General features: G+C 72.3%; 6 protein-coding genes. All 6 read right to left on the bottom strand.

The genetic code is table 11. The features are described from left to right. Positions 1-167 precede the first annotated feature (167 nt). Complete coding sequence (locus tag GRC12_RS37865; protein WP_208784786.1) at positions 168-1,514, bottom strand: vWA domain-containing protein; 1,347 nt, start codon at positions 1,512-1,514, stop codon at positions 168-170. Between the two features lie 98 nt (positions 1,515-1,612). Continuing rightward, positions 1,613-2,926, bottom strand: a complete 1,314-nt coding sequence (locus tag GRC12_RS37860) for a protein phosphatase 2C domain-containing protein (protein WP_165954704.1) — start codon at positions 2,924-2,926, stop codon at positions 1,613-1,615. Further along, complete coding sequence (locus GRC12_RS37855; protein ID WP_208784784.1) at positions 2,927-5,416, bottom strand: serine/threonine-protein kinase; 2,490 nt, start codon at positions 5,414-5,416, stop codon at positions 2,927-2,929. It lies immediately after the preceding gene. Between the two features lie 13 nt (positions 5,417-5,429). Continuing rightward, positions 5,430-6,770 carry a hypothetical protein gene (locus GRC12_RS37850; RefSeq protein WP_208784782.1) on the bottom strand — a complete coding sequence of 447 codons (1,341 nt, stop codon included), beginning with the start codon at positions 6,768-6,770 and terminating at the stop codon, positions 5,430-5,432. Positions 6,771-6,827: 57 nt separating this feature from the next. Further along, positions 6,828-7,880 carry a glutamate ABC transporter substrate-binding protein gene (locus GRC12_RS37845; protein WP_208784780.1) on the bottom strand — a complete coding sequence of 351 codons (1,053 nt, stop codon included), beginning with the start codon at positions 7,878-7,880 and terminating at the stop codon, positions 6,828-6,830. Between the two features lie 13 nt (positions 7,881-7,893). After that, positions 7,894-9,234 (bottom strand): hypothetical protein (locus GRC12_RS37840; RefSeq protein WP_208784778.1); only part of this gene is annotated, 1,341 nt, incomplete at its 5' end.

Here is a 9,234-nt window from a genome sequence, read left to right as displayed (position 1 = left end):
GCGGGGGCGGGGGCGGAGGCACGGCACCGGCCATGCGGTGACCGCAGACCTCGCACCAGTCGTCGGAACCCGACTGGTGTCCGTTCGGGCAGGTCGGCATGTCGGCGCCTCCCCCTCTCCTTCAGGGTCCTACGGTCGTAGGAGGGTCGTACTCGGCGGGTGATACGTCACTTCTTTACACGAACAGTCTTTGTGGACCGGGTCTCGAGAGTCATCTCGTCGGCCTCCTCGACCTTCGCCTTCAGTCGCACAGTACCCGTCGCGGCGTCGACGACGTCCACCACCTTCGCAAGCAGTTTCGCAGTATCCGCGTTTCCGGAGGCACTGGCGAGCTGCACGGCCCGGCCCAGTTTGGCCGTGGCTCCATCGAAATCGCCCGCTTTGCGGAGATCCAGCCCCTGTTGGATGGCCTGGGCCAGTTCGGCCTGCCCGGTGTAGTGGGCGACCTGCGGGTTGATCGACGTCGAGGCGGCCATGTCGTCGGTCCACACGGCCCGTACCAGGCCCTGGGCGCCCAGGTTCTCGGCGCTGCCGTCGGGCTGCGGGATGACGAGGGAGACCCGGGCGGCGAGCATCTCCTGGCCGACGCCGGCGGACGGGACCTCCACGCAGATGTGGTAGTCGCGGGACTCGTCGCCCCAGGAACCGGTGGGGTAGTCGCCGGCCCGTGGGCCGGCCTCGGTGCGGCGGTCGGTCAACTCCTCGACCGTGGGCGCCACTTGCTTGACGAACTTGATGGTGGTGCCCACCGGCGTCCACACCCTCAGCGCGACGTCGGAGACCTCCTTGCCCATCGCCTTCTCCATCATCTGCGTGAAGTCGGCGGCGAGACCGGCCGGGTCGGCGACGATGTCGGCGGTGCCGAGCAGGGCGGAGGCGATCCCTGTGACTTCTTTCACTTCCCAGTCGGTGCCCACGCCCCGTGCGTCACAGGTGAACCGTCCTGCGCAGGAGTCCAGGGCCGCCTTGAGGTCGGTCGGGGACTCGTGCTCGTTGCGGCCGTCGGTGAGCAGGATGCCGTGCCGGATGGCGACGTCGGCGGTGGACAGCAGCCGGTCCGCCAGCCGCAGCCAGGTGCCGATGGCCGTGCCGCCGCCCGCGCTCAGCTTGCGCAGCGCATCCTTCGCCTGGCTCCGGGTCGTGGCGTCGGCGACCGCGAGCCGGCCGCCCCCCGGGTAGACCTCCTTGGCCACGTGTGTGCCGCCGATCACCGCGAAGTGCACCCCGTCGCGCAGGGTGTCGATGGCCGCGGCGGTCGCGTCGCGGGCGTTGCGCATCTTGGTCGGCGGGTAGTCCATCGAGCCGGAGCAGTCGACCATGACCGCCACCGCCGCGGACGGACCCTGGCCGCGCGAGTAGAGATGGGGTGCCGTGACCGCGCTACCGAGCGTGCCGCCGCCGGTCGCGGTCACCGTCACGATCGCGTTGACCTCCCGGCCGCCCTCGGGCAGGTACTCGTTCTGGTACACGTCCATCGAGAACGTCGGCACGTTGGACTTCGAGAAATTGGCCATGCGTACTCAAATCCCCCTCGAGAACCCCGCGTCCGCGAGGCGACGACTGTATGCGGACCGGTCCCCTCCGGTCCGCCGAGACCTCCCCGTGAACGGCCTCAGGCCGATCCTGCCCCCTGGGAGACGGCCGGGAACGGCACGAGGGCCACTGTTACGTTGTCGTGGCCCCCGCCGTCCAGGGCGTGACCGACCAGGACCTGTGCGCTGTGCAGCGGCCGCACGGCGGCGTCGGCGGGCAGGGCCTCGGCCATCTCCTCCGCCGCCTCCGCGTAGTTCCACAGCCCGTCCGTGCACACCACCACCACACCCGGCCGGTCCGGCTTGAAGGAAGCGGTGTGCGGCTCCAGTTCGTAGGCGTCCGCGCCGAGCCAGCCGGTGATCGCGTGGGCGCGCTCGTCGGCGTACGCCTCGGCCTCGTTCATCAGGCCCGCGGCGACCATCTGCGCCGCCCAGGAGTCGTCCTCGGTGAGCCGGGCCGGCGGTGAGGTGCGGTCCACCGGCACCCAGTAGACGCGGCTGTCGCCGACCCAGCCGACGACCAGCAGACCGGCGGTGACGACCGCGCCGACGATGGTGCACGCGGGCGCGTTCTGGTGCGGGGAGTGCTCGCGGGCCGTGGCCGGCTCGGCGGCCAGGGCGTTGACCGCGTGCGAGGCGGCGACGATCGCGTCGTGCATCGCCTGCTGCGGGTGGGTGCCGCGGGGCAGCGCGGCCAGCAGGGACTCGCTCGCGGCGTCGGCGGCGGCGAGGGAGGCGTCGTCGGGCCGGGTCGCCGAGGAGACGCCGTCGCAGACGATCGCGAGCGTCGCCGGGGTGCCGTCGGGCAGGGCGGTGTGGCCGATGCCGAAGGCGTCCTCGTTGCGGTGGTGGCGCAGTCCGCGGTCGCTGACGGCGGCGGCCGGGCCGCACTCCTGCTCCATGTGGTCGCGCTCCCGCGGCTGGGCGTGCCCGCAGTTCTCGCAGTAGCCGTCGCTGTCCACCCGGCCCGCGCGGCAGGCCACGCACAGCTTGGCCTCCCCGCCCGCGGCGAGGTCGGCCAGGCGCGGGTCGGGGGCCTGCAGCGGGTACTCGTCGGGCTCCGGCGGCCGGTCGAAGCGCACGCCGGAGGCGGGGGAGACCGGCGACCCGGTCGGCCGCTCCGGGGGCAGCGGTCCGCCGCCGGAGTCCGTGCCGCGCAGGTCGGTGGGCAGATGCGTGGCCGCGGGGGTGTCGGCGCCCGGCGCGGGCACGGTCGGCCAGTTCACGTCCTCGCCCGGGGGCGGCGAGCCGTTGAGCGCGATCGTGGGATGGTCGTCCGGCCGCGGCGGCACCGCGGACAGGTCGAATCCGCACGCACCGCAGAAACGGTCACCCGACTCGAGCGGCCACTCGCAGCTCGGGCAGGCGGACAGCTGGGGCATCTGCGACATCAACTACACCCACGTCCGGGGGCGGTAACGGTTGGCACGTTCCACCAGGTCGATCCTCTCCTCGCCGCCCCGCGCCAGCCGGGCCAGCGTGCGGTACGAGCGCTCCAGGCCGAAGCGGAGTCCCCGCTCGTCCAGGTCGTTGCCGAGCACGCGCCGTCCGGTCGGCGCGGAACCCTGGCCCCCGGAGAGTATCCAGTCCAGCGCCGAGCCGAGGACCTCGGCGGACAACTGCTCCCTGCGGGCCGGGTCCAGACCGTACGCGTCCAGCGCCTCGACCTGCCCGGCGGCGGCCGTCAGATCCTCCAGGAACGGCGCGTCGGAGGCCACGGCCGTGCGTTGACGCAGCCGCGCCCGTACGGCCGCCACGCGCGCGGCGGTGTAGTGGATGGACGACTCCGGCACCGACTCCAGCGTCCGCACCGCGCCGCGCCGGTCGCCGCCGGCCAGCTGGACCCGGGCCAGCCCGAAGGCGGCGCTGACACAGCTCGGGTCGGTCGACCACACCAGGCGGTAGTACTCGGCCGCGTTGTCCAGCTGGCCGAGCACCTCCGCGCACAGGCCGAGGGCCAGCTTGGGCGCGGTCTCCCCGGGGAAGGCGTCGTAGATCGCGTCGAAGGCGAGCGCGGCGCCCTCGTGGTCGTCGGTGACCAGCGCGGCCACGCCCCGGTACCAGACCACCCGCCAGTCGTCGGGCCGCTCCTCCTCCAGCGTGCTCAGCGCGGTCAGCGCCGCCTCCGAGTCGCCGTTCTCCAGCCAGGCCCTGATCTGCCGCAGCCGGGTCTCCACCGAGGACGAGGGCGCCGCCGCGAGCGCGCCGAGCAGTTCGGCGGGCGCGGTCGCGAGCAGCCCCGCGAGGAAACCGGCGTTGGGGTCGGCGGGATCGACCCGGGGGACGGGCAGGGCGAGGGCGGCGGCGGGGGAGTTGACCGGCTTGACGATGCCCGGGCCGCCGCCCGGGGCGGCCGACAGCTGGGAGTGCAGCGTCTTCTTCGGCTGCACCGAGCGGGCCCCGAGCCGGGAGACGTCGCCCTCCAGCTTGGGGAACAACTCCGTGTCCGTCACACGCAGTTCGGGCCCGAACAGGGTCGACAGGGCGGGCCGGGCGCGGCCCGTCTGGAGCGACACGACCTCTCTGAGCACGCCGGTCAGCTGCTCGGCCATCTCCTGCGCGGAGGCGAACCGGCGGGCCGGGTCGGGGTCGGTGGCGCGGACCAGCAGCCGGTAGAACGACTCGTACTGGCGGAAGACCTCGATGTTGTCCGGGTCGGGCAGGGAGTCCACGAAGACGTTCGTGTAGCCCTGGAAGTCGAAGGTCAGCACGGCCAGCGTGCGGGCCACCGTGTACAGGTCGGAGGCGACCGAGGGGCCGTCGACGGCGACCTCCGGCGCCTGGTAGCCCACCGTGCCGTAGATCGCCGACTCGTCGTCGTCCATGCGGCGCACGGCGCCCATGTCGATCAGCTTGAGCTGGTCCTCGGTCTGGATGGCGTTGTCGACCTTGAAGTCGCAGTACAGCAGGTTGCGGCTGTGCAGATGGCCGAGCGCCTCCAGCGCCTCGATGCCGTACGCGCACGCCTGCTCCACCGGCAGCGGGTCGCGCTTGCCGTCCGGCGTGCGGCGGCCGTTCGCGATCTCCTTCAGGGACTTGCCGCCGACGTACTCCATGACGATGTAGCCGTCGAGGGAGCCGGTGCGCTGGTCCAGGTGCTCCACGAAGTTGTAGATCCGCACGATGTTGGCGTGCTCGATCTCGGCGAGGAAGCGCCGCTCGGAGATCGCCGCGGCCATCGCGTCCTGGTCGCCGGTGTCCAGCAGGCCCTTGAGGACCACCCAGCGGTCGGAGACCGCCTTGTCCACGGCGAGGTAGACCCAGCCGAGCCCGCCGTGCGCCAGACAGCCCACGACCTCGTACTGGCCGTGCACCACGTCGCCGGCCTTCAGCTTCGGCACGAACGAGTACGGGTGTCCGCACTTGGTGCAGAAGCCCTCGGTGCGGCCCGGCCGGTCGCCGCGCGAACGCCCCACCGGCGCCCCGCAGTCGGAGCGCGAGCAGAACCGCTTGCGCTCGGGCACCTCGGGGTTGTCCTGCACCATCGCGCGCGGGTCGGGCCGCGGCACGTCCGGCACCTGCACCAGGCCCGCGCCCAGCCGGCCACGGCCGGAGGTGTTGGTGGCGGAGCCGGAGCTGCGCACCGACACCGAGCGGCCGGTCGTCCTGCCGGACAGGGAGCGCGACAGGCGTCCCGACACCGAGCGCCGCGACTTCGACGACTGCGAGGAGGTACGGGAGCTGCGGCTGCTGGAGCGTGAACTGCCGCTGCTCTGCGAGCCCTTGCCGCCGCCGGTGATGCCGGTGGCGGGCGAGGAGACCATGCCGTCGCCCGAGACGACCGGCGCGTGTCCGCAGGTGTCGCAGTACAGCGCGCCGCCGCCGACGTCCTCGTACGTGCCCTCGCAGTCGGGCCGCTGACAGGTCTGCTGTGCCTGGCTCATGACTCCCCCCGGCTCATGACGACTGCCCCTTGTGATCTTGACGATCCCACGGTGTGCCCTGCTCCGGCACGCGCGGGCCGCCCAGGGCCTCGGCGGCCGCCTGCTGGTAGCGCAGCACGGCCTGTTCGGCGACCCGCAGGTCGCAGGGCGCGCTCCACAGCATGCGCCGGGCCGCGTCGTACCGCTCGATCAGGAACGGGTCCTCCGCGAGCCCGTGCCGGGCCACCTTCGCCTTGTACGCGTCGAGCCGGCCGCGCAGCTCCGCGCGGACCGCCAGCGGAGCGGTGACCGCGGTCAACGACTCGCGGGCGCGCAGCAGTTCGTCCTCCGCCTTCTGCTCCAGGGACTCCAGGAGCGGGGACAGCCGGTGCCACTGGGCGTGTCTGCGGTACTCGGCGGCCGTCGCCAGCTGCTCCTGCAGCGCGGTCGGCGGGCCGCTGACCACGGGCACCTCCGTCGCGGCGATCTTCGCCAGGACCTCCCCGCGCGCGGTGCGCGCCTCCGCGAGGGTGCGGTCGGCGCGGGAGAGCACGTCCCGCAGCTTCACCAGCCGCTGCTCGGCGTCCTGGCGGACGGTGAGCACGGCGTCGATCTCCCGGCGCACGTCCTCCAGGGCGCGCGCCTCACGGTCGTACACCGTGGTGTCCGGGCGGCCGCCGCCCGGTGCCGAACTGCCCTGCGCGGGGACCCAGTAGGCGAGCGGATCGGAGATCACCTGCTCGCGCAGGGACGTCAGGGTGCGGGTGATGCGTTCCAGGTCGTCGCCCGCCGGGTGCTCGCCGGGGCGTACACCGACGGAGTGGGCGAGCTTGCGGGTGCGCTGGAGCTCGGCGGCCAGTAAATCGATCCGGGCGGGCAGCGCCGACCAGACCGCGTCGGCGGCGACGACCATGTCCAGGCTCGTCGCGTACAGCTCGTTCATCCGGTCGACCAGCTCGGAGAGCGAGAACTGCTCGCTGAGCTTGCCCGGAGCGCCGTGCAGCGTCGGCGCGTTCGCGGTGGCGGTCGTCGAGCCCGCGACCGTGACCGAGGCGCCGCGCAGCAGCTCGGTCAGCTCCACCAGGTCCTCGCGGCTGGACCAGCGGCGCCGGGAACGGATGTCCCGGGCCGAGCGCAGGGTGTCGGTGTACGCGTCGAAGTACGCCCACAGCAGCGTGATGGACGCCTCCGCGGTCGTCCAGCGCTCCTTGGTGACGCCGGTGAGCTCGGCGCCCTCCAGGAGCCTGCGGCCCGCGTGGTCCTGCAGGGCGAGCAGCGAGGTCTCGATCGCCTCGTGCTCCGCGCCGAGCCGCGCCAGCGCACGGTCCACCTCGTCCCGGTCCATCACCGGCCCGGCGGGGTCCGTGACGCCCATCGATCACCTCTCGCTGCTGTCGTGGTCCGGGTGCTGCCTGTCAGTCTCGATGGTCGGTCACTTGTAGTGCGCTTCGGGAGGGGTCGCCGAGTCCGACTTCTGGCCGGGCTGGTCCAGGGTCGGGTGCAGCCACTTCGCGTACGACGCCTGCCAGCCGCCGCTCTTGATGTAGTTCTCCAGCGTCCGGTTGACCTGGCGTACCAGATCGGCGTAGCCCTTCTTCATCGCCACGCCGTAGTACTCGTGGGTGAACGGACGGCCCTTGAGCTCCACCGTGGGGTCCTGCGCGGCCTGGCTGGCGGCGAGGGCGCCGTCGGTCACCACCGCGTCGACCTCGCCGAGCTGGAGCTTCACCAGGCAGTCGAGCTGGTTGGGCACCTGGGTGGAGATGTTCGTGGAGGCGGGGATCTTGGCGCCCCGGTCCGCCTTGAGGTTGTCGTAGGCGGTGGAGCCCTCGGCCGAGCAGACCTTCTTGCCCGCGAGGGAATCGTCGTACCCGGTGATCGTCGAGGTCTTGGGGGCGAGGACCTGCTGGCCGGTGCTGAAGTAGGGCGCGGAGAACGCGACGTCGTCCAGCCGCTTGCAGGTGATCGTCATGGTGCGCACGACCATGTCGACCTCGCCGTGCTGGATCGCCGGGATGCGCTGGTTGGTCGGTATGGCCTTGAAGGAGACGAGGTTCGGGTTGCCCAGGAGGTCCTTGGCGATCTGGTGGGCCAGGTCGATGTCGAAGCCCTCCAGCTCGCCCTTGACGTTGTTGGGGTTGAGGTAGCCCCAGCGGTAGCTGTTGGTGTCGACGCCGACGATCAGCCGGGGGTTCTTGCGGGCCTTGATCCTGTCGATGTCCGGTGTGCTGCCGTCACCGCCGGAGGGCGAGAGGCTCTGGTTCTGCGGGTCCTTGCAGTCCTCGGCCTTCGCCTGGGTGCCGTGCGCGAGGCGCTGCCCGCCGTCGCTCGCGGCGCCGTCGGACTGGGTCAGCGGCAGCAGGAGCGCGAAGGCGACGGCGAGGGCGCAGACGGCCGCCATCGCGCCGACCCCGCCCCAGCCCCTCAGGCCGGACCGCAGACGCCCTGTCAGACGCAGACGCCGTGTCACACGCTGTGCGTTCATGGTCGCGCCCCCCTCACCGGTATTCCGACAGCCTGCGGCCGATGCCGAGGACCGCGCCCGCCGCGCCGAGCACGGCGAGGACCGCTGCGCCGTACGGCAGTCCGGTCAGCGCGTCCCGGCCGCCGCTCGCGGCCTGCTTGAACTCGTGCTGCTCGTGGTCGAGGGCCTGCTTGATGGCCGCGTCGACGTTGGTGAAGCACACGCTCGTCGGGTCCTTGCCGACGCCGATGACCTTGTCGCGGGCCTCCTGGTACTCGCCCTTGTCGTTCAGACTCTGGGCGACGCCGTGCCGGTCCTTCCACGCCTTCATGTAACTGTTCGCGTCCTGGACGGGTTTCTGGCCCGCCGAGTCGTCGGCGAGGGAGTCCGCCTTGTTCAGGGCCTTGGCGAGCTTGCCGATCTGGTCGTCGTAGCCCCAGGAGTAGGCGTCCACCGTGGTGTCGCCCACGGCCTTGGTGTCGGCGCCGCGCCGGATCAGGCTGAGGTTCTCGTCGCTGCGGGCGGTCAGTGACGCGATCCGGGCGTCGTGCAGGACGTTCAGGGAGCGGACGCCGTGGTCGTAGGAGTCGTTCAGGCCCATACGGGCGACGGTGTGGCCGACGACCAGCCAGAGCAGGACCACCACGGAGGCCGCCGACGCGGTGACCAGGCCGTGGTTGAGCACCCGGTTGGTGCGCAGGAAGTTGCGCCGCTGGGCCCAGGCCAGCGCGGCCAGGACGACCACGCCGAGGCCGATCGCCCCCCACGGGAAGGCCTTGGCCCCCGCGTAGTCGGAGTTCAGCCGCTGGTTCTCCCGGTCGTACAGGGACTGGGCCTTCGGCAGCATCTGCTGCTGCATCATCTCGTTCGCCGCGCGCAGATAGGCACTGCCCACCGGGTAGCCCTGCCGGTTGTTGGCGCGGGCCGTCTCGACCAGGCCCTTGTACCGCGGCAGCAGCTCGTTGAGCTGGGCGATGGCCGTCTCCGAGGCGGAGCCCGGCTCGGAGTTGGAGGCGGCCGTGACGAGCTTGTCGGCGGCCGTACGGATGTCGGTCTCGTACCCCGTGCGCACCTGGGGCTTCTCCTGCGGGCCGGCCAGATAGCCGCTGGCGGCGGCGGTGTTGGCGTCGGCGAGGGAGCGGTAGATGTCGGCCGCGTCCGTGCTGAGCGGCTGACTGCGGGTGAGGACGTCGTTCGCGGCGTTCGACCGGTCCGTCATCTGCCAGGCGGTGACCGCGCCGAAGGCGACGACGAGCAGGGCGAGCAGTGCGCCGATGATGCGCAGTCGCCCCGGTTCGGTGGTGGCGGCCGCGCGCAACCGGTCGACGCCCTCCGCGAAGGCGGTGCGGCGCGCGGCAGCGGGCTCGGGTACGGC

It is taken from the genome of Streptomyces griseorubiginosus, from assembly GCF_017614965.1.
Classification (GTDB): domain Bacteria; phylum Actinomycetota; class Actinomycetes; order Streptomycetales; family Streptomycetaceae; genus Streptomyces; species Streptomyces griseorubiginosus_B.
Note: the sequence above shows the minus strand (reverse complement) of the source record. Positions and strands in the feature narration are given on the sequence as shown.